The organism is Enterobacter sp. 3U4 (genome assembly GCF_057224565.1).
In genome coordinates, this window is record NZ_CP136665.1 from 2,051,883 (window position 1) to 2,072,038 (window position 20,156).

The 20,156-nt window shown below is 57.4% G+C and carries 20 protein-coding genes; 7 read left to right on the forward strand and 13 right to left on the reverse strand.

Translation table 11 applies throughout. The annotated features are described in order from the left end of the window. Window positions 1-3 precede the first annotated feature (3 nt). The 6 genes from RVY89_RS09700 to osmE form a co-directional block, all read right to left on the reverse strand. Window positions 4-1,359, reverse strand: a complete 1,356-nt coding sequence (locus RVY89_RS09700; protein WP_484827660.1) for a 6-phospho-beta-glucosidase — start codon at window positions 1,357-1,359, stop codon at window positions 4-6. Window positions 1,360-1,468: 109 nt separating this feature from the next. After that, window positions 1,469-2,287: a transcriptional regulator ChbR gene (gene chbR / locus RVY89_RS09705; protein ID WP_029740446.1), complete on the reverse strand. Its 819-nt coding sequence runs from the start codon at window positions 2,285-2,287 to the stop codon at window positions 1,469-1,471. Window positions 2,288-2,316: 29 nt separating this feature from the next. Beyond that, a complete protein-coding gene (chbA, locus tag RVY89_RS09710; RefSeq protein ID WP_023335359.1) occupies window positions 2,317-2,664 on the reverse strand; it encodes a PTS N,N'-diacetylchitobiose transporter subunit IIA in 348 nt (115 codons plus the stop codon). A 47-nt stretch (window positions 2,665-2,711) separates the two neighbouring features. Continuing rightward, window positions 2,712-4,070 (reverse strand): PTS N,N'-diacetylchitobiose transporter subunit IIC, encoded by a 1,359-nt coding sequence (gene chbC / locus RVY89_RS09715; protein WP_371897691.1) that lies wholly within the window; start codon window positions 4,068-4,070, stop codon window positions 2,712-2,714. Between the two features lie 79 nt (window positions 4,071-4,149). Further along, window positions 4,150-4,467 (reverse strand): PTS N,N'-diacetylchitobiose transporter subunit IIB, encoded by a 318-nt coding sequence (gene chbB, locus RVY89_RS09720; protein ID WP_008500676.1) that lies wholly within the window; start codon window positions 4,465-4,467, stop codon window positions 4,150-4,152. Between the two features lie 281 nt (window positions 4,468-4,748). Continuing rightward, window positions 4,749-5,093, reverse strand: coding sequence for an osmotically-inducible lipoprotein OsmE (gene osmE, locus RVY89_RS09725; RefSeq protein WP_014069881.1), 345 nt, complete (start codon window positions 5,091-5,093; stop codon window positions 4,749-4,751). 232 nt (window positions 5,094-5,325) lie between these two features. Here osmE and nadE point away from each other — a divergent pair, with 232 nt between their 5' ends. Further along, a complete protein-coding gene (gene nadE / locus RVY89_RS09730) occupies window positions 5,326-6,153 on the forward strand; it encodes an ammonia-dependent NAD(+) synthetase (protein ID WP_484827661.1) in 828 nt (275 codons plus the stop codon). A 181-nt stretch (window positions 6,154-6,334) separates the two neighbouring features. Further along, window positions 6,335-7,213: an excinuclease Cho gene (gene cho / locus RVY89_RS09735; protein ID WP_484827662.1), complete on the forward strand. Its 879-nt coding sequence runs from the start codon at window positions 6,335-6,337 to the stop codon at window positions 7,211-7,213. Here cho and ves read toward each other — a convergent pair. The 7 genes from ves to astC all read right to left on the reverse strand — a co-directional run bounded on the left by ves (window position 7,191) and on the right by astC (window position 14,902). Further along, the gene (gene ves, locus RVY89_RS09740; RefSeq protein ID WP_371897696.1) at window positions 7,191-7,748 is read right to left on the reverse strand and encodes an environmental stress-induced protein Ves; all 558 of its coding nucleotides are present in this window, start codon (window positions 7,746-7,748) and stop codon (window positions 7,191-7,193) included. The two genes, cho and ves, sit on opposite strands and share 23 nt — an antisense overlap. 297 nt (window positions 7,749-8,045) lie before the next feature. Continuing rightward, a complete protein-coding gene (spy, locus tag RVY89_RS09745; protein ID WP_023311279.1) occupies window positions 8,046-8,540 on the reverse strand; it encodes an ATP-independent periplasmic protein-refolding chaperone Spy in 495 nt (164 codons plus the stop codon). Between the two features lie 338 nt (window positions 8,541-8,878). Beyond that, the gene (gene astE / locus RVY89_RS09750) at window positions 8,879-9,844 is read right to left on the reverse strand and encodes a succinylglutamate desuccinylase (RefSeq protein ID WP_484827663.1); all 966 of its coding nucleotides are present in this window, start codon (window positions 9,842-9,844) and stop codon (window positions 8,879-8,881) included. Window positions 9,845-9,854: 10 nt separating this feature from the next. After that, on the reverse strand, window positions 9,855-11,180 hold the full coding sequence (gene astB / locus RVY89_RS09755) for an N-succinylarginine dihydrolase (RefSeq protein ID WP_484827664.1): 1,326 nt from the start codon (window positions 11,178-11,180) through the stop codon (window positions 9,855-9,857). Continuing rightward, the gene (astD, locus tag RVY89_RS09760; RefSeq protein WP_484827665.1) at window positions 11,167-12,654 is read right to left on the reverse strand and encodes a succinylglutamate-semialdehyde dehydrogenase; all 1,488 of its coding nucleotides are present in this window, start codon (window positions 12,652-12,654) and stop codon (window positions 11,167-11,169) included. The genes astB and astD overlap by 14 nt, the downstream gene beginning before the upstream one ends. Next, window positions 12,651-13,685, reverse strand: a complete 1,035-nt coding sequence (gene astA / locus RVY89_RS09765) for an arginine N-succinyltransferase (RefSeq protein ID WP_023311275.1) — start codon at window positions 13,683-13,685, stop codon at window positions 12,651-12,653. The genes astD and astA overlap by 4 nt, the downstream gene beginning before the upstream one ends. Continuing rightward, complete coding sequence (astC, locus tag RVY89_RS09770; RefSeq protein ID WP_484827666.1) at window positions 13,682-14,902, reverse strand: succinylornithine/acetylornithine transaminase; 1,221 nt, start codon at window positions 14,900-14,902, stop codon at window positions 13,682-13,684. The genes astA and astC overlap by 4 nt, the downstream gene beginning before the upstream one ends. A gap of 433 nt (window positions 14,903-15,335) precedes the next feature. On the opposite strand from astC, the gene xthA reads away from it, so the two are divergent. From xthA to RVY89_RS09795, 5 genes are read left to right on the forward strand one after another with little or no spacing between them, the layout of a single operon-like run. Continuing rightward, a complete protein-coding gene (xthA, locus tag RVY89_RS09775) occupies window positions 15,336-16,142 on the forward strand; it encodes an exodeoxyribonuclease III (protein ID WP_484827667.1) in 807 nt (268 codons plus the stop codon). Window positions 16,143-16,148: 6 nt separating this feature from the next. Then, window positions 16,149-16,832 (forward strand): TVP38/TMEM64 family protein, encoded by a 684-nt coding sequence (locus RVY89_RS09780; RefSeq protein WP_484827668.1) that lies wholly within the window; start codon window positions 16,149-16,151, stop codon window positions 16,830-16,832. Between the two features lie 15 nt (window positions 16,833-16,847). Further along, complete coding sequence (locus tag RVY89_RS09785) at window positions 16,848-18,008, forward strand: ABC transporter substrate-binding protein (RefSeq protein WP_484827926.1); 1,161 nt, start codon at window positions 16,848-16,850, stop codon at window positions 18,006-18,008. Then, window positions 17,981-19,510 carry an ABC transporter permease family protein gene (locus RVY89_RS09790; RefSeq protein ID WP_484827669.1) on the forward strand — a complete coding sequence of 510 codons (1,530 nt, stop codon included), beginning with the start codon at window positions 17,981-17,983 and terminating at the stop codon, window positions 19,508-19,510. The genes RVY89_RS09785 and RVY89_RS09790 overlap by 28 nt, the downstream gene beginning before the upstream one ends. Then, window positions 19,510-20,130 (forward strand): ATP-binding cassette domain-containing protein, encoded by a 621-nt coding sequence (locus RVY89_RS09795; protein WP_484827670.1) that lies wholly within the window; start codon window positions 19,510-19,512, stop codon window positions 20,128-20,130. Before RVY89_RS09790 ends, RVY89_RS09795 begins: the two co-directional genes overlap by 1 nt. Window positions 20,131-20,156: the final 26 nt, after the last annotated feature.

Consider the following 20,156-nt stretch of genomic DNA (forward strand, 5'->3'; position numbering starts at 1 on the left):
CTCTTATTGCTGTTTGAACTTCAGCTTCTCGATCGTGGCGGCAAAGTTTGGCAACCATTTTTCATGCGCCAGGATCATCTCGCTGGCCAGCTGCTCCGCGTCGCGGTCAGAATGCACCAGCGGGCTGAGGTTCAGCGCCAGCAGCACGTCATTGAGCTCGCCGCTCAGCGCCGCGTTGCTTGCCGCCACTTCAAAGCCTTTGATGGTGTGGATCAGGCCCATGACCTTGTCATCGAAGTGGGTGATGCGTGGATGCGGTTTAGCGCCATCGCGTCCCAGGATGCAGGTCATCTCAACCGCCCAGTCAGCCGGGATATTGTCGATATGGCCGTGATGCGGCACGTTGACATAATGCTCCGCCTGCTTGTCGTTGTAGATGGCGTTTATCACTTCACACGCCGCGTCGGAGTAGTAGGCCCCGCCGCGCTGCTCCAGCTCTTTCGGTTTGACGTTCAGGTTCGGATCTTTATACAAATCGAACAGCTGCTTCTCGACCTTCTGAACGATCTGCGCGCGTGCGCCGCCCTTATAATACTCGCCCATTTCGATGGCCAGCATCTCTTTCTGCTTGAAGTAGTAAAGCAGGTACGAGCAAGGCAGCAGGTTCAGCGAGCGGATCAGCCCTTCGCTGAACGGCAGGTCAAAGATGTTTTTTACCGATGCCGCGGTCAGGCGGCCGGAAGCCACGCCGTCCAGCAGTTCGGCAAAGCGCGATTTTCCGTTCACGATAACGTCTTTAATGAACACCATGTGGTTCAGGCCGAACAGATCGATGGAGAGATCGTCGCTGTCGGTCAGCGCCAGCACGTCGCGGATAAACATCTTCATGCCGATCGGAATGTTGCAGACGCCTATAAAGCGTTTGAAGCCGGTATGACGATAGACCGCTTCAGTGACCATGCCGGCCGGGTTGGTGAAGTTAATCACCCACGCGTTCGGGCAGATCTCCTGCACGTCCTTGACGATGTCGAAAATGACCGGGATGGTACGCAGGCCTTTAAACAGGCCGCCCGCGCCGTTGGTCTCCTGCCCGAGATAGCCGTGGCTCAGTGGAATACGCTCGTCCAGCTCGCGCGCTTTCAGCTGGCCAACGCGCAGCTGGGTGGTGACGAAATCCGCATCTTTCAGCGCCAGACGACGGTCCAGGGTTTTATGCACGGTCAGAGGCACGCCGGCTTTCTCTACCATGCGCTTGCACAGGTCGAAAATAATATTCAGCTTTTCCTGACCTTCCTCAACGTCTACCAGCCATAATTCGCTGACCGGTAATTCATGGTAACGTTTCAGAAAACCTTCCAGTAATTCCGGGGTATAGCTGCTGCCGCCACCAATGGTTACGACTTTTAATTTCTTCTGCATAATATCTCCCTTAGCGTATCAGGTTAATCGCCTGCAAGGTATAGCGTACTCTTCCCGCTATTTGGGCAAGCCATTAAAGCAATATTCGTGGCGGGTAATCCGCCGAAAGTTAATTAATTACCGTCAAATTTTTCCGGTAACTGTTCGGTGTGAATGACGTCAATTTCTTAAAGGTTTTAATAAACAGGCTGGGACTGCTGTATCCTGACTCGTAAGCAATATCGGTGACAGAATAGTTGGTAATTTCCAGCTGTTTTTTAGCAAAATTAATGCGGATTTCATTAATAATTTGCACGGGCGTTTTACGATAATAACGCTGCGTCGCACGGGTCAGATATTCCTGGGATTTGCCCGACAGGGAGACCATATTTTCCAGCGCATTTTCGCTGAACTGGCCCTTATCGTGCATCAGCTCAACGGTGCTGCGCAGCCATTGCGGAATATCATCCGTCACCTGCTGCTCTTCACGATGGTGGCGCAGTCGGTTCATCACGTAGAAGGTCACCGTTTCAATAAACTCATCAAATTCATTGTCGCGGAAGTTAAGCGAGGCGATAACCGTTTCAATCCAGGTCATGAACTCGTTTTTGACCCGATAGACCTGGGAGGCCACAAAGCAGAACGGCACCAGCGGCAGATAATGCTTCTCGAAGAAACGTCTGCTGACGCCCACGTTCAGAATGCGGGTGGCACCAAATTCGTAAAAGCTCTGGTGATAAGACCCCATCGGCAGGAAGACGAAATCCCCTCGTTCAAGCAGGACGCGCTTACCGTTAATCTCCTGGTAGTAGCGGCCGGTCAGAACAATCGTGAACTCGTAGTAGTCATGCTGGTGCAGACCGCTGGCGCTCTCCGTCTTGTTGTAGATAACCACGTGAAAATTTTTGCCATTAAACAGCTGCTGTTCAAGTGCGGTTTTAATTTCCATCGTGCTGACCTCCTGCTACTCAGTCTGACTTACTGCATCTTCTCGTGAAGCTCAATGAGCTCCGCCACCAGCTCACGCGCCAGCATCGAGGTCATCAGGTGATCCTGTGCGTGAACCAGCACCAGGCTGACCTTCATCTTCCCTTCGCCCTGATCGCTTTCAATCAGCTTTGTCTGCACCAGATGCGCTTCGTTCAGCGCCGTGCGGGACTGTTCCATCATGGTTTTCGCGGCGGCGAAATCCCCCTGCTTGGCCTGCTTCAGTGCGGCATAGGCCAGACTGCGGGCCTGTCCGGAGTTGATGATAAGCCCCATCACCACTTCTTCGAGATCGTTCTCGACGGCTTCGTCTGCGACAATACTATCCAAATCTAACATGTTTAAGCTCCTTGTGGCTGGCGCGGGCTTCCCCGCGCCGGTCAATCTTAGAATTTCAGTGAGAGGGCGATATCCTCTTCGCTCTCTTCTTCATCAATGATGGTGGCGGCTTTGTTCGCAATCGCCACGAACGGCATGTACAGCAGGGTGGCAACCCCGAGGTTGAATATCGCCAGCAGGAAGGCCGCGACGCTCCCGTTGGTGTTGAAGAAGGCGCCCAGACCCGCCGGCATGGTCCACGGTGCAATGTTGGTGACCGGTGGAATGATGCCCAGGTAATACGCCGTCAGGGTAATGGCGGCCAGCAGCGGCTGAATCAGGATGAACGGAATGAACATTACCGGGTTCATGATGATTGGCAGACCGAAAAGAATCGGTTCGTTAATCTGGAAGATGCCTGATGGCAGCGCCAGCTTCGCGACCTGACGGTAGTCAGCACGACGAGAGACAATAAAGACCGCGATGATCAGACCCAAGGTCGCCCCGGTACCGCCCAGGAAGATATAGGAGTCAAGCATCGGCTTCGCCCACACATGGAAGGTTTTACCCGCTGCCAGCGCCGCGTCAACGGAGCCGTACTGCTGGTAAAGCGCAACGTTTTCCAGTGCCCATGGGGTCATAATTCCGCTGTCCAGCGCGGCCAGTGCCAGTGAACCATGCACGCCAAAGAACCACAGCAGAGAGGTGAAAATCACATACGCCCAACCGACCACGCCACCCATCGACGCCAGCGGCGTAGAGATAGAGTCCATGATGATCTGGTGGAAGTTTGTGCCCCAGTGGGAGAGCGCCCAGGCGATAATCCCCATGATGGAGAGAATAATGAAGCCTGGAATCAACGCGGAAAATGAACGGGATACGGAAGCCGGTACGCTATCCGGCAGGCGGATCACCCAGTTGCGACGGATAATAAAGGTGAACATTTCTGCCACCACCAGACCGATAACAATACCGGAGATGATGTTGGCCCCGCCCAGCCAGTTGGCGCCAACGGCATAGGCTTCACCCACGCTGTAAGGCGTTACGGTCATAAAGGCAGCGACGGATAATAACCCGGCAGCCAGCGGATCTACTTTTCGCTCTTCTGCCAGCGCCATCCCAATAAAGAAAGGCGCCATCAGCGACATAATCCCCAACGTACCGTTATAGACGTTGCCGCCGATGGCTTTAAAACCATTAAGGGTTTCAATAGTGGAAGCGTCTAACCGAATTCCTAATGAATAAAAGAAGGAACCTTCACCAAAGCTCAGAAAAACGTTGTTAATTAAAACGAACATGGCCCCGGCCAGCGTCAACGGCATTAATTTAATAAAGCCGTTTTTGATGGCGTTAACGTGAGGCTGCTTTCCTATTTTAACAGCAAAAGGAAGGAGTACCTTTTCAAGTGAAGCGATGACTTTACTCATAGGAAAATACCCTTAAATGCCGTAACGCATGTTACGGCGTATTGTGTGTGAAATAACTCTTTGACGGGAAAAATAAAAATTAATTAGCAGCTTTTTTAATTGCTGCCACAGCAGCTTTAAGAACACCTAAACCATCAATTTTGCCGTACAGTCCCGAGTCAATCACTTCGACCGGTTTATTCGGTAACAGTCGTTGAATTTCGGGCAACATATAGGCAATTTGCGGCCCCAGTAAAACGACATCGGCTGTCTGGCCTTTTTCGCCCGCCAGCGTCTCGGGAAACGCTTCAATCACCACAGGGACTTCATACTTTTCAGCCTGCGCACGCATCTTTGATACCAGAAGCGACGTAGACATGCCCGCTGAGCAGAACAGGTAGATATGTTTCTTTTCCATCGTGATTTCCCTCTTGTATGACTACCTGCCATCGCGCTATCACTCGACTCGCTGTCCCGGCAGACAGGTAGCTTGCGTACTGTTGTTTATCGTTGGAGTGAGTATACGCAATGGTACAGACAGGGGATAATTCTGGATAGACACAAATTGTCTCTCATTGACCTGGCTTGTTGACTCCCTTCACATTTCGGGCAAATAATTCGCGCAAAGAAATAAGATTTTCTGATGCATAAAAAAACCGGCCCACGGGCCGGTTTGTTAACATTCTCAGGCAAAGAGGGTTATTGCGCCTTAGGTGCCTGCGGATCGGTGTCGTATTCAGCACAGGTCTGATAGCCGGAGTTGATCACATGACCGGTATCATCCAGGGCGACAAAGTAGGTTTCCGCCTTACCATCACGTTGACCCAGAATATAGGTCTGGCAGGTCCCTTTCGCGTGAATCATGGTGATTTCAGAAGAAGGTTTACCGGCAATCGCAGCCACCTGCGAACGGGTCATCCCCTTTTTAACGTCTTTTACTACGGGCTGCGTAAACTGATCCTTGGTGCGATCGTAAGCCGTACACCCTGCCAGCATAGTCAGTACCGCCGCTGCGCTAAGAATTCCTGCTACGTTCTTGTTCATATTCCGTCCTCTTGTTTATCAGCGTGTTATCTAAGCATGGGATAAAAAGTACTATTGTTCAACTTTGTGAGTTACGCCAGACGAATTTCGGAAAATTCTAATAAAACAACGATAAGCTGCTAAAACGGCGCAAATTAGCGCACTCGAAACTGTGATCCTTGTCGTTTCTCGCCCAAAGGGTTAGTTTTAACAGTTAACACATTCTGTTTCTGTACTGCATATGGAGGGCGTGATGGCTCTGCAACAAGAGATTATTCAGGCACTGGGCGCGAAGCCTACGGTAGATGCACATGAAGAGATCCGCCGCAGCGTGGATTTTTTAAAATCGTACTTAAAAAAGAACGCTTTCCTGAAATCCCTGGTGCTGGGCATCAGCGGCGGTCAGGACTCTACCCTGACCGGTAAACTCTGCCAGATGGCGATTTCAGAGCTTCGCGAAGAGACGGGCGACGAGACGCTGCAGTTTATCGCTGTGCGCCTTCCTTACGGCGTACAGGCAGACGAGCAGGATTGCCAGGATGCCATTGCCTTCATTCAGCCTGACCGCGTGCTGACCGTGAATATTAAAGGCTCGGTGCTGGCAAGCGAGCAGGCGTTACGCGAAGCGGGCATTGAGCTGAGCGATTTCGTTCGCGGCAATGAAAAGGCACGCGAGCGCATGAAAGCGCAGTACAGCATCGCCGGGATGACCAAAGGCGTCGTGGTCGGCACCGACCATGCGGCCGAAGCGATCACCGGCTTCTTCACCAAATATGGCGACGGCGGCACCGACATTAACCCGATCTTCCGCCTGAACAAGCGTCAGGGTAAGCAGCTGCTTGCCGCGCTGGGCTGTCCTGAGCATCTTTATAAGAAAGCGCCAACGGCGGACCTTGAAGACGATCGCCCTTCCATGCCGGATGAAGCGGCCCTTGGCGTCACCTATGACAACATTGATGATTATCTGGAAGGCAAAAAGCTGGATGAAGGCACCGCGAAGATCATCGAAGGCTGGTATCTGAAAACCGAGCACAAGCGCCACACGCCAATTACGGTGTTTGACGACTTCTGGAAGAAATAAAAGCAAAACGGTAACCCCAGGCTACCGTTTTTAGTGTTTGCGCCCTCTCCCGTGGGAGAGGGTTGGGGTGAGGGCATCAGGCCGCACGTCATGGCCGGGTAAGGTGTATCCACCACCCGGCTCTTTTTTAACCACCACACTCCTGCTACACTGTATACCTGAACAGTATATGGAGCAGTATGTGAGCAGGCGTCAATCTGCCCCGCGTCTTGAGTTTGAAGCGGCGGCTATCTACGAATATCCCGAGCACCTTCGCCCCTGGCTAGAAGCATTGCCTAAACAGCCGGGCGTGTACATTTTTCACGGTGAGAGCGACACCCTGCCGCTTTACATCGGCAAGAGCGTTAACATTCGCAGTCGGGTGTTATCCCATCTTCGCACCCCGGACGAGGCCGCCATGCTGCGCCAGTCGCGACGCATTACCTGGTTCCAGACGGCCGGAGAAATGGGCGCGCTATTGCTGGAAGCGCGTTTGATTAAAGAGCAGCAGCCGCTGTTCAACAAGCGCCTGCGCCGCAACCGTCAGCTCTGCTCCCTGCAGATCAACGAGGGCAAGCCGCAGGTCGTCTACGCGCGCGACGTCGATTTTTCTCATGCTCCGAATCTCTACGGACTGTTCGCCAATAAACGTGCCGCGCTCCAGGCGCTGCAGACGCTGGCGGACGAGCTCCAGCTTTGCTACAGCCTTTTGGGTCTGGAGGCGACCACCCGCGGACGCGCCTGTTTTCGATCCGCGCTGAAGCGCTGTGCCGGTGCCTGCTGTGGGAAAGAGAGCGCTGAGGCGCATCACGTCCGGCTCCTCTCCGGTCTGGCGGCCATCAGCGTTAACTGCTGGCCCTGGGAAAGCGCCGTTGCGCTAAAAGAAGTGGGCGAGGCAATGACCCAGTATCACATCGTCAATAACTGGCTCTGGCTGGGCGCTGTCGATGACATCAACGACGCGGCAACCCTGCTGCGCACGCCCGCCGGATTTGACCACGATGGCTATAAAATTCTCTGTAAACCGGTATTAGCCGGTAAGTTTGAGATCATTGTTCTCAATGACCTGGCAGCCACGTGATTTCGCTGAACAATAAGGTGCCCTGCGTCTCCAGCAGACGCAGAGTATGGGTTCCCTCCTGCCAGCTGGCACCCTGATTGGCCGTCAGCAATTTATCACCCAGCTGCCACGCGCCGCTTAACACAAATACCACGCCCCCGCTTGAACCAAAGGTGGTAAAAGTACGGTCAGCAACCCGTACCTTCGCCTTGCAGCAGTCGCGCCGGGTCATGATGTTGAAGTCCATCGCCATCCGTCCATCGGACAGCAGCGCTTTCACCGGTAAATCGCCGGCAAAACTGTAGGGCTGATGGTGCTTTAGGGTATGGATGAACGCCTGACCGGCATCCAGCGTCACCTCCCCTCCTTCCAGCAAGGTAATCACCCGATCGACGCCGGGGAAAGAGGAGAATTCGCCGTTGCTGGCGATAGTCGCGATACTGGCACGCCAGTGAAAATCACGCGTTGCGGGAGGGAAACAGCAAATCTCACGCGTTTCGCCCGCACCATTGCGCCACAGGCTGACCGGCATCTTACGGATATCAAAGAACTCCATCACCACTCCTGAATGGCACAACCCGTGCCAGGGCAAGGATATCGCTATCGTTGCTGTCTTGTTTGTTATCGTTAGGTATTCACAGACACAGTATCGGCAGCAGAGCGAGCAGGCCTTAGCGCAACGTTAATAAAAATGCTAACGCCATGACTCTACAAACATTCTCTGATGCGACTACAGGAGCATACCGCGCTGGCGGCGGCAGACAAGAGGGCAGGAAAGAAAAACCGCCGGTCCTGTCCACAGCGTTTGCGCTTTTGTGGACAGGATCCCGGCGGTCTTAAGAGTGTGAACCGATTATTCGGTTGGTGCTGGCATTTTACCTTCCATCGCCGGACGTTCTGTCAGACGCTTCTCAAAATTCGCATTAAATTGCTTTTTCTGTTCCGGGGTCAGAATGTTGTAGATCTTGTTCTGGGTTTCCATGTGAGCCAGCATGCGGGCTTTGTGCTGCTCGGCCATTTTGTCGATCTGCGCTTCGGCTTTCGCCTTATCGAAGCTGTCGCTGGCGATGATGTCATGCATCGCACGACGCTCTTCAAGCGGAGGACGTTTCATCTGGTCGCGTTCGCCTTTACGGATATCGCGGATCTGCTGCTTCTGCGCATCCGTCAGGTTGAGATCCTTAAACATCATCATCTCGTTGTGCATACCCGGACCTTTATGATGCATCATCATTTTGCCTTCAGCAGGCGCGGCAGTCGTAGTGGTCGCAGTATCTGCGGCGAACGCCATGCTGGTAGCGCCCAGAGCCAGGGTAGAAGCAACAAACAGTGCAGTAAACTTACGCATAATTTATTTCCTTTCTTTCAGTTATTCTTCGGCGCTATGCCGTGTTGACGAGATTAACTTTACGGGGTTTATCGTCAATTAGTCAGAGCAACGGTAAAACAATGAAAGTGTAAAAAACAAATTTTCGCCAAATGTGGAGGAAATAAGGATAAAGCGTGGAGAGTTGCAACGAAAAATATTCAATGTGATGATTTTAAAGCGATTTAGAAAAAGTATAACGGAGTGAAGAACAATAATAAAGCAATTCACCAGGAATATTCTGCAAAACAGGTGCAGGTGCTTTAATCGTTAAGAAAAGGTATTTGACTTCCCCTCCCGTATGAAGAGAGGGGAAAGGTTCAGGATATTTTTTCCAGCATCAGACCGGCCCGCAGGCCAAACGCGACCGTGGGGTTAGGGAATAAAACATACTCGGTGGATTTCTGCACCTCGTAACGCTCCTCACCATCCTCGGCCAGCAGCGCCCCTTTGCGGAACGGGGTGAAATTCAGGGTATGCGCGGCCATATGGAGCAGGAAGGCATCGCTGCGGCGCGTGATTTGCTGTACGACCCGATACCGCTCGACGGGCTGATGCGCAGGCTCGGGAGCCGACCCGCCCAGCAGCGCCCGCAGGGCGAGATGAGTGGGTGCAAAGCGGGATAAATCGTTTTGCCCAAACGGCAGCGCTTTCCCCAGCTCCAGCGTACAGGACAACGCACCAAAGTGCTCACAGGTAAAGTGCGTAAAGGTTCCGCCCGGCGACTGGTGAAACACCAGCGCCTCCAGCCCGGCGTCACCCAGCCAGCTCAGGAAATCTTCCTCCCACGGCTGATTGCGCTGCGGCAGAACGCCGAAGCGGACATGGTAGGACGCGCGGATGGCCGTATGCAGATCCAGATGCCAGCGCGCCGGTCCCGCAGCGGCAAAAAACGCGGTCACCACTTTCTCCAGCCACGCTGCCCGCGCCGTTTCGTCACTCTGCGGAAACTGCGACCAGCGGCCGCCGAACATGCGGTTAATGTCGCTCACCAGATACCGTTTGTTTTGCGCCAGCGCAGGGGGATTGCCGAGCACCACCAGCACGCGGCACTTCAGGGCGATCTCATTGCGGTACAGCGCACGCAGCAGCAGATCGACAATCTCAACGGGTGCGGTTTCATTCCCGTGAATGCCCGTTGAAAGTAGCAGCGAGAGATCGCTCTTTGCTGTCGGCGTCAGCTCAAGCACCCCGCGCCCCAGCCACCGCCAGCGAAATGAGGGGCCATCCCCCTCTTTCTGTTCCGGCGTTTCATCGGCCAGGGTCAGCGCCAGTAAATTTTCCATATCCACTCCTTTAGCGCTGGAACGGATAAACCGATCCCAGCTGCAGGATTGTCGATAACGCGTCCAGCGCCTCGCGTCCTTCACGCAGAAGCTGAGGGTCAACCAGATCCGCCTGCGTCAGACGATCGCGATAGTAGCGATCGACCCATTCATTCAGCCGCGTAAAGAGCGTATCGTTCATCATGACCGCCGGGTTCACCGCCTGCATTTCGTCCTGGGTCAAGACCACGCGCAGACGCAAACAGGCGGGACCGCCGCCGTTGGCCATGCTTTCGCGCAGGTCAAACACGCGCAGTTCGTCAATCGGGTTATCGGCCTTCACCAGCTCGGTCAGGTAGCGCCACACGCCCTGATGATCCCGGGACTCCTGCGGCAGAACCAGCATCATGCTGCCGTCATCGCGGCTCAGCAGCTGGCTATTGAACAGATACGTTTCGACCGCATCCTGCACACTCACCGCCTCCGTTGGCACCTGAATTGGCGTGAAGCCGCGCACGCGTTCATGCAGCGTGGCGAGCAGCTTCTCCTGATGGGCAAACGCCTGCTCGTGGCAGAACAGCACCTGGCGGTTGGAAACGGCAATCACGTCGTTGTGGAACACGCCCTGGTCGATCACATGCGGGTTTTGCTGGGCAAAAATCACCTGGGAAGGATTGACCTGGTTCAGGCGGGCAACCGCCTGGCTGGCCGCCAGCGTCTGACGCGCAGGATAGCGGGTTGGCGCGGCGTGGCCCCCCTCTTCTCGCCCGTAGATAAACAGCTGCAGGCCCGGGTCGCCATAATCGCCCCCCAGGCGGTTATGGTTGGCCGCGCCTTCGTCGCCAAACATCGCCACCTGCGGCAGGGCCTGATGCACCGCAAAACGGGCGTCCTGGTTGAAAATGGCGCGAAGCACGCGCTCGGTGGTTTCCGCTTCGGTGGCGCGGTGGAATTTGTTATTCAGGTTCGCCACCGTCAGATGGACTTTGCCATCCAGCGTGTCGGCGGACGGCGCGACGGTTGCCGCGTTGGCGACCCACATCGAAGAGGCCGAGCTTGCCGCGGAGAGCAGGTGCGGCGTCTGCGTACCCGCTTTTTCGACCACCTGCTCATCGGTGCCGGTGTAACCGAGTTGACGTAATACCGCTACGTTCGGACGCTCCTGCGGCGGGATCACCGCCTGCGGGAAACCGGCATCCGCCAGCGCTTTCATCTTCAAAAGCCCCTGCTTCGCCGCCAGCTTCGGGTTCGAGACCTGAAAACGGTGCTTCGTCGAGGCTTCATTACCAAAAGAGAGACCGGCATAGTGGTGCGTCAGCCCCACCAGCCCGTCAAAGTTAACTTCACGCGCTTTCATGACGATCCCCTCCGGTAAAATCCAGCCCCGGATTAAGCGTCTCCGGCAGCGTCAGCGCCGGGGTTTCCAGGCTCGCCATCGGCCACGCGCAGTAATCGGCGGCATACCACGCGCTGGCGCGATGGTTGCCCGACGCGCCCACGCCGCCGAACGGCGCGGTGCTCGCGGCCCCGGTCAGCGGTTTATTCCAGTTCACAATCCCGGCGCGCGCTTCCAGCAGCAGCCGATCGAACTTCTCGCGATGAGGCGAAATCAGCCCGCTCGACAGGCCGTAGCGGGTGTTATTCGCCATCGCAATCGCCGCATCGAAATCGTCATAGCGCCACACGCACAGCAGCGGGCCAAAGACCTCTTCATCCGGCACGTTGCTCGCGCCGCTCATTTCAACGATGCCCGGCGTCAGCAGCGAGGTGCCCGGCTGAACCTGCTTCGGCTCGAGCAGGGTTTTCGCGCCGCGCGCGACGTGGTCCTGCCAGGCCTTCAGTACGTTCAGCGCGGCCTGTTCGGAAATCAGCCCGCCGATAAACGGCTGCGGATCGGCATCCCACGCGGCAGGCACCAGACGCGCGCTCACCTCTACCAGACGCTTCAGGAAGGCATCGCCCTGCGCGCCGCGCTTGACCAGCAGACGGCGGGCACAGGTGCAGCGCTGTCCGGCGGTAATAAAGGCGGACTGAATCGTCAGGTGCACCGCGGCGTCAATATCATCCGGGTCTTCCACAATCAGCGGGTTGTTGCCCCCCATCTCCAGCGCCAGAATTTTTTCCGGCTGCCCCGCCAGCTGGCGGTGCAGCTGATAGCCCGTCCCGGCGCTGCCGGTAAACAGCAGGCCGTCGATATCGCTCAGCGCGCTCAGCGCCTGACCGGTTTCACGTCCGCCCTGCACCAGGTTCAGCACGCCCGGCGGCAGGCCAGCCTGTTCCCACAGCTTAACCACCGCTTCGCCGGTGAATGGCGTGAGCTCGCTCGGTTTAAAGATGACGGTATTGCCCGCCAGCAGCGCGGGCACAATGTGGCCATTCGGCAGATGCCCCGGGAAGTTGTACGGCCCAAACACCGCCAGCACGCCGTGCGGACGGTGGCGCAGCGTGGCCGCGCCGTCCGGCATGTCGGTGTGCTGTTCGCCGGTGCGGGTGTGGTATGCCTTGATCGAAATGGCGATTTTGTTGATCATCGCCGTCACTTCGGTTGCCGCTTCCCAGCGCGGTTTACTGGTTTCTGACGCGATGATGCGCGTCAGCTCGGCCTTGTTTGCCTCCAGCAGCCCGGCAAACTTTTCAACAATCTCCTGGCGCGCGGCGAAAGGCTGTTTTGCCCACGCCGGAAACGCGCGGCGAGCGGCATGGCAGGCTTGTTCCACCTGCGCAACGCTGGCGTCATGCCCCTTCCAGAGCGCCTCTTTTCCAACCGGATTGGTCTTTACGCGCTGTTCGCCTTCGCCCGTGACCCAGTCACCGTTAATCCATAATGTCATGCTGTTTTCTCCTCAGGGCAGAGACGCACCAGGCGAACCGTATCGCCGGCGTTACACTTCAGGGCATCCAGTTCTGCAGCCGTCAGCACCAGACGTTCACATTTCGGGTTGGTCCGCACCAGCATGGCGCGGAAGTTGGCGTAATTTTCGTTCGACACCAGACAGGCGGGCCAGTCGCCCGGCGCGGGCTGGCCTTCAGAGACTTCAACCAGACGGCTCTTACGGATTGCGCGCACGCGGTCGATATCGCACTCAAGCGTAGGCCCGCCGTCAAATATGTCGACATAGTTGCGGTAGCGGAACCCCTCTTTCTCCAGCACCGCGCGGGCAGGCGCGGTTTGCGGATGCACTTCGCCGATCACCGCCTGCGCTTCCGGGCTGAGGAAATGGGTATAGATAGGATGCTTCGGCATCAGTTCGGCAATAAAGGCTTTCTGGCCGGTGCCGCAGAGATAGTCCGCCCGGCTGAACTCCATCGAGAAGAAGCGCTCGCCCAGGCTCTCCCAGAACGGCGAGTAGCCGGTGTCGTCGATCACGCCGCGCATCTCCGCAACCACTTTTTCGTTAAAGCGATCGCGGAAGGCGGCCATAAACATAAAGCGCGATTTGGAAAGCAGATAGCCGTTGCCCTCTTTGCGCCACGCCGGATCGAGGAACAGCGTGCAGAGCTCGCTGGCGCCCGTGTGGTCATTGCAGAGAAACAGCGTGGGCAGCGCGTTATAGACGTTCAGCTCCTTCGAGGCGTGAACCATGGTGCCAACGCGGTAGTTGTACCACGGGTCGTTCAGCCCGACGGCCACTTCAATGGCGCAGATCCCGGCCACGGTTCCCGTGTCGGTGTCTTCCAGCACGAACACATACCCCTGTTCGCTTTTTGGCAACGTCCCCTGCCAGGTTTGCAGGGCGCGCTCGATGCGCGCCGACAGCGTTTTTTCATCGGCAGGAAGCGAGGTCAGCCCGCCTCCCGTCTTACCGGCAAGCTGCATGAGCCCGGCGAGATCGCCGCGCTCAACGGGACGGATGACCATCATGATGACACCCCGGATTTCACCTTTTCACACGCCAGCGCAAAGCGGTCCAGACCGGTTTGCACTTCTTCTTCGCTGACGATCAGCGCAGGCGCAAAACGCACCACGTTGGCACCGGCAATCAGCACCATCACGCCCACTTTTGCCGCTTCCTGTGAAATAAGTTTAGCTTTTCCGGCAAACTCAGCGGTGAGCTCGCAGCCGATTAACAGCCCCAGACCGCGAATTTCTTTAAACAGCCCCGTTTTGCTGTTGATGGCGTTCAGACGCTCAACAAACCAGTCGTGGCGCTGCTTAACGCCCTTCAGCACCTCAGGGGTGTTAATGATGTCGAGAACCTGTCCGGCAACGGCGGTGGCCAGCGGGTTGCCGCCGTAGGTGGTGCCGTGGGTGCCCACGGTCATCACGCTGGCAAATTTATCGGTGGTCAGCGTCGCGCCAATCGGGAAGCCGCCGCCCAGCGCTTTGGCGGTCGACAGCACGTCCGGCGTCACGCCATAGTGCATGTAGGCATACAGCTCGCCGGTGCGGCCCACGCCGGTCTGCACTTCGTCGAAAATCAGGACCGCGTCGTGACGATCGCACAGCTCGCGCAGCCCCTGCAGGAAGGCTTTTTGCGCCGGAAGCACGCCACCCTCGCCCTGCATCGGCTCGACGATCACTGCGCAGGTGGTGTCGTTAATTAGCTCGCTGGCGGACTGCAGATCGTTATAGACGCCGTGGCGAATATCCGGCGGCAGCGGTGCGAAATCCTGCGAGTAGGAAGGCTGCCCGCCCGCGCTGACGGTAAAGAGCGTGCGTCCGTGGAAGGCATTTTTAAACGCCACGATGCCGCTCTTGTGGGTACCGAATTTATCGTGCGCATATTTGCGCGCCAGCTTCAGCGCCGCCTCGTTGGCTTCCGCCCCCGAGTTACAGAAAAAGACCTTCTCCGCAAACGTCGCGTCGATCAGTTTTTTTGCCAGGCGCAGCGCGGGCTCGTTGGTAAAGCCGTTGCCGGTATGCCAGAACTTCGCCGCCTGATCGTTCAGCGCCTGACGCAGCGCCGGGTGCGCATGACCCAGCGCGTTCACCGCAATCCCACCTGCAAAGTCGATATACTCTTTACCCTGCTGATCCCACAGGCGCGAGCCTTCCCCACGAACCGGAATAAAAGCCGCCGGAGCGTAAACCGGCATCATCCATTCATCGAAATTTTCACGCGTAATTGACAGAGACATAGCGACCTCATCCGGTAAATAAAAGGTTATTTGAATGTTAAATAATTGAGTGTTTGCACTGTGAATGTAGATTGCAGCCTTCGTGCCAGCCAGCGATAAAAATGCATAAACGGGTTGAGGTAACAGAATATCAATGAGTTACAATATGGAGTTATTCACTGTTAATGCATAAAAAGTGAATATTTTTACGACAAGCGGCGCTTTGCCGCATGAAAATCAGAAAGAGTATGCACAGGCCAAATATAATTCTGGAATTGTGATCGCTCGCGAAATTTATCGGCCATTTATGCCCTGTTTGGGGGCGAGGCGCGTCAGAATGGTGCAAATATTGCACCACCGGCATTATCTGTTGCAGTTATTGGTCGAAGCCGGTAACAGTTGACGCAAATTCTGCTACCATCCTTGCACTATTCACCTTGCACTGGCAGCGACTATGAAATTTGTCTCTTTTAATATCAACGGCCTGCGTGCCCGCCCCCATCAGCTTGAAGCTATCGTTGAGCAACATCAGCCAGATGTGATCGGCCTGCAGGAGACAAAGGTTCACGACGACATGTTCCCCCTCGAAGAGGTGGCGAAACTCGGCTACAACGTCTTTTATCATGGACAGAAAGGCCATTACGGCGTTGCGCTGTTGACCAAAGAGACGCCAGTTTCCGTCCGCCGTGGTTTTCCCGGCGATGACGAAGAAGCACAGCGCCGCATCATCATGGCGGAGCTGCCTTCCCCTCTGGGTAACATCACCGTGATTAATGGTTACTTTCCCCAGGGCGAAAGCCGCGACCATCCGACCAAATTCCCGGCTAAAGCCAAGTTTTATCAGGATCTGCAGGACTATCTGACCACCGAACTGAATAAAGACAATCCGGTGCTGATCATGGGTGATGTGAACATCAGCCCGACCGATCTGGATATTGGCATCGGTGAAGACAGCCGCAAACGCTGGCTGCGCACCGGCAAATGCTCTTTCCTGCCGGAAGAGCGCGAGTGGATGCAGCGCCTGCTGGACTGGGGCCTGGTGGATACGTTCCGCAACGCCAACCCGGACACGCAGGATCGCTTCTCCTGGTTTGACTACCGCTCCAAAGGCTTTGACGACAACCGCGGCCTGCGTATCGATCTTCTGCTCGCCAGTTCACCGCTGGCCGAGCGCTGCATCGAAACCGGGATCGACTACGAGATCCGCAGCATGGAAAAACCGTCTGACCACGCGCCGGTGTGGGCTAAATTCAAGCTGTAATGACGCGTGAACATTCCAAAAACACTCTTCCTGTGCGCCCTTCTGGGCGCATTTATTCTGACGTTTGTCATGCTTCCCCCGGGAACCCTCTCCCTGGAAGGGATTAAACCCCACCAGCAGGCGTTACTCGCCCATGTCGACCAGGCGCCGCTGCGCAGCGCGCTGATCTTCTTTGCGATCTATGTGGCGGTCTCCGCCCTGTCGATACCCGGCGCGGCGATCCTCACCCTGCTGGCTGGGGCATTGTTTAGCCTGTGGGAAGGTACCGTGCTGGTCTCCTTTGCCTCCACGCTCGGGGCTACGCTGGCCATGCTCGCCAGCCGCTATCTTTTGCGCGACTGGCTGCAACGGCGGTTTGCCCGGCAGATGGATACTGTGAATACCGGCATGGCGCGCGACGGCGCGAATTATCTTTTTGCCCTGCGCCTGATGCCGCTGTTCCCGTTTTTCCTGGTGAATTTGCTGATGGGGCTGACCCGCATTGGGGTATTTCGCTACTGGTGGGTCAGCCAGGTCGCCATGCTGCCCGCGACGGTTGTCTTTCTGAACGCCGGACGCGAGCTGGGAAAAGTGGCCTCGCTGCGCGATATTTTGTCGCCGGGCATGATATTCGCCTTTACACTACTGGGGTTATTACCGCTGGTCTCCCGCCGGCTGTTTTCCCGTTATCTCCCGTCTGCTAAAAAGTGAGGCATTATGCGCCGTGTGCGTTTTTGCACGTTTCTGACCGGGCTGCTGCTGGCAGCCCCTCTGTATGCCGCCGACGGCTGGCAGGCCATTCAGCAACAGGCCAAAGGCCAGACCGTCTGGTTTAACGCCTGGGGCGGCGACCCGGCGGTCAACCGCTACCTTGAGTGGGTCAGCGGTGAGATGCAAACGCACTATGCCATTACCCTCAAAATCGTCCCGCTGGCGGATGCCGCCGATGCGGTAAAACGTATCCAGACCGAAGCCGCCGCGGGGCGTAAGACCAACGGCTCCGTCGACCTGCTGTGGGTTAACGGCGAGAACTTCCGCACGTTAAAAGAAGCGAATCTGCTGCAAACAGGATGGGCGCAGACGTTACCCAACTGGCGCTATGTTGATACCCGTAAACCCGTCACGGAAGATTTTGCGATTCCCACAGACGGGGCGGAATCGCCGTGGGGCGGCGCGCAGCTGACCTTTATCGCCCGCAAGGCCAGCATGCCGACGCCACCGGATGATCCTCAGGCGCTGCTGGCTTATGCGCAGCAGCACCCGGGCAAGATCAGCTATCCTCGCCCGCCCGATTTTACCGGCACGGCATTTCTTGAGCAGCTGCTGCTGACGCTGACCGCTCACCCGGACGCGCTGCAAAAGGCCCCCGATAGCACCTTTGCCGAGGTGACGGCCCCGCTGTGGGATTATCTGGACAAACTCCACCCGCTGCTGTGGCGCGAAGGGAAAGATTTCCCCCCTTCTCCTGCACGGATGGATGCCCTGCTTGCAAGCGGCAGCCTGAGCCTGTCGCTGACCTTTAACCCGGCCCATGCGCAGCAAAAAGTCGCCCGTGGAGAACTGCCCGCCGACAGCTACAGCTTTGGTTTCCAGAGAGGTATGCTCGGCAACGTCCATTTTGTGGCGATTCCGGCCAACGCCAGCGCGAGCGCGGGGGCGAAAGTGGTCGCTAATTTCCTGCTTTCACCCCAGGCGCAGATCCGCAAGGCCGAGCCGGCCATCTGGGGCGATCCAAGCGTGCTGGATGCCAAAACGCTGCCCGAAGGTGAAGCCAAACAGCTGCTCGCCCACTCGCCGCAGGGGCTGCCGAAGGTGCTTGCAGAGCCGCAGTCCGCCTGGGTGAACGCGCTGGAGCAGGAATGGCTGCGTCGTTACGGCACCCGCTGAGCGGGCTTGTCTGGCTGGCGATGGCGGTGATATATCTGCCAATCCTGCCCGCAGGCGTCATGCTGTTCGCACCGGCGTTTTCGATGGCAAACTGGCAGCAGCTGCTGAACGATCCGCAGCTGCCGCAGGCAACTATTGCCACGCTGGTCTCAACGCTCATCGCTACGCTCGGGGCGTTGCTGATTGCCCTTTTCCTCGTCAGCCTTCTGTGGCCCGGTAAGCGCTGGCGACGTCTCACGACCCGCCTGCCGTGGCTGCTGGCGATCCCCCATGTGGCGTTCGCCACCGGCGCGTTACTGCTGTTTGCCGAGGGCGGTCTGTTTTATCAGGTCTGCACCGTCTGTTCGCCGCCGTTTGACCGCTACGGCGTCGGGCTGGGGCTGACGCTCGCGGTCAAAGAGAGCGCGTTTGTCCTGTGGGCGATTTACGCCGTGCTGCCGGAAAAACGGCTCGCGCAGCAGAAAATCGTCCTGCAGACGTTCGGCTACGGCCGTTTTCAGACGCTCAGCTGGCTGATCCTTCCGGCTATCGCGCCCGTTCTCGGGGCGGTGATGCTGGCGGTGCTGGCGTGGTCGCTGTCGGTCGTGGACGTGGCGATCGTTCTCGGGCCCGGCAACCCGCCTACCCTGGCCGTGCTGGCATGGCAGTGGCTGAGCCAGGGCGACGCGCAGCAGCAGGCAAAAGGGACGCTGCTGTGCCTGCTTCTCCTTCTGCTGCTGGCCGCGCTGGCCGCCCTGGGATACGGTCTCTGGAAGGCATGGGTTCGCAGGTTTGCGGATTTCACCGGAACGCGTCCCCGGGCTCAGCGCGTTCTGCCTGAGCGAGCACTGAGCGGCTTTCTGCCCGCGTGCGGCGTGCTGTGCGCCGCGGTGCTGCTGATGCTGGCGCAGCGGGATGACGTTGGCCCGGTGGGAACCAGCCTGTCATTCGGTCTGCTTTCAGCCCTGATTGCCCTGGTCGTCGGCTTACTCTGGCTGGAATGGGGTCCGCAGCGCGGCGCGCTGTGGGTGTGGTCACCGCTCGCCCTTCCGGCCCTCCCGCTCGTCACCGGCCAGTATGCGATTGCGTTGCACCTGGGCATCGACGGGCGCTACGCCGCCGTGCTCTGGAGCCACCTCCTCTGGGTATTGCCGTGGACGCTGCTGGTGCTGCAACCCGCCTGGCGGCGGATCGATCCCCGGCTCATCCTCACCGCCAGAACCCTCGGCTGGCGACGGGGAAAAATATTCTTACTGCTGAAATGTCCCCTGCTGGTGCGCCCTGCGATGCTGGCCTTTGCCACCGGCTTTTCCGTCAGCATGGCGCAATATATGCCGACGCTGTGGCTGGGCGCGGGGCGTTTCGCCACGCTGACGACCGAAACCGTCGCGCTCAGCAGCGGGGGCAGCATCCCGATTCTCGCTAACCGGGCGCTGGGATTACTGCTGGTCACGGGCACGGTGTTTGGTGTTGCCGCCCTGCTATCCCGGCTCGTGGGCCGCTACCGACAAGGATTACGTTAATGCTGAAGGTAAAAAATCTCACCATCGAACCGCTTTTCCGCGAGGTCAGTTTTTGCGTACCCCGCGGGGAGATCGTCACCCTGATGGGGCCGTCCGGGAGCGGCAAATCGACCCTTTTTGCCTGGATGGTCGGCGCGCTGTCAGACGATTTCCAGGCGCGGGGCGAACTGTGGCTAGGCGCGCGTCGCTGCGACGGTCTGCCCGTGGAGTCCCGCGGGCTGGGCATTCTCTTTCAGGACGCGCTGCTGTTCGATCAGTTCAGCGTCGGGCAAAATTTGCTGCTGGCGCTGCCCGAGCGGATCGCCGGGCGGGCGCGGCGGGAAGCGGTCGAGCAGGCGCTGGATTCCGCCGGGCTGAGCGATCATTACGCCAGCGATCCGGCCACCCTTTCCGGCGGGGAGCGCGCCCGGGTCAGCCTGCTGCGGGCCCTGCTCGCGGAGCCGCAGGCGCTGCTGCTGGATGAACCGTTCAGCCGCCTCGATAAAGCGTTGCGGGCCTCATTTCGGGCATGGGTGTTTGACGCCGTCCGCGCGCGCAATATCCCGGTGGTGCTGGTCACGCACGATGAGGACGATATTCCGCCCGGCGGCGAGCTGATTGAGATTTCTCGCTGGCAATAATGTGCTAACGCAATGTTTTCCGATTC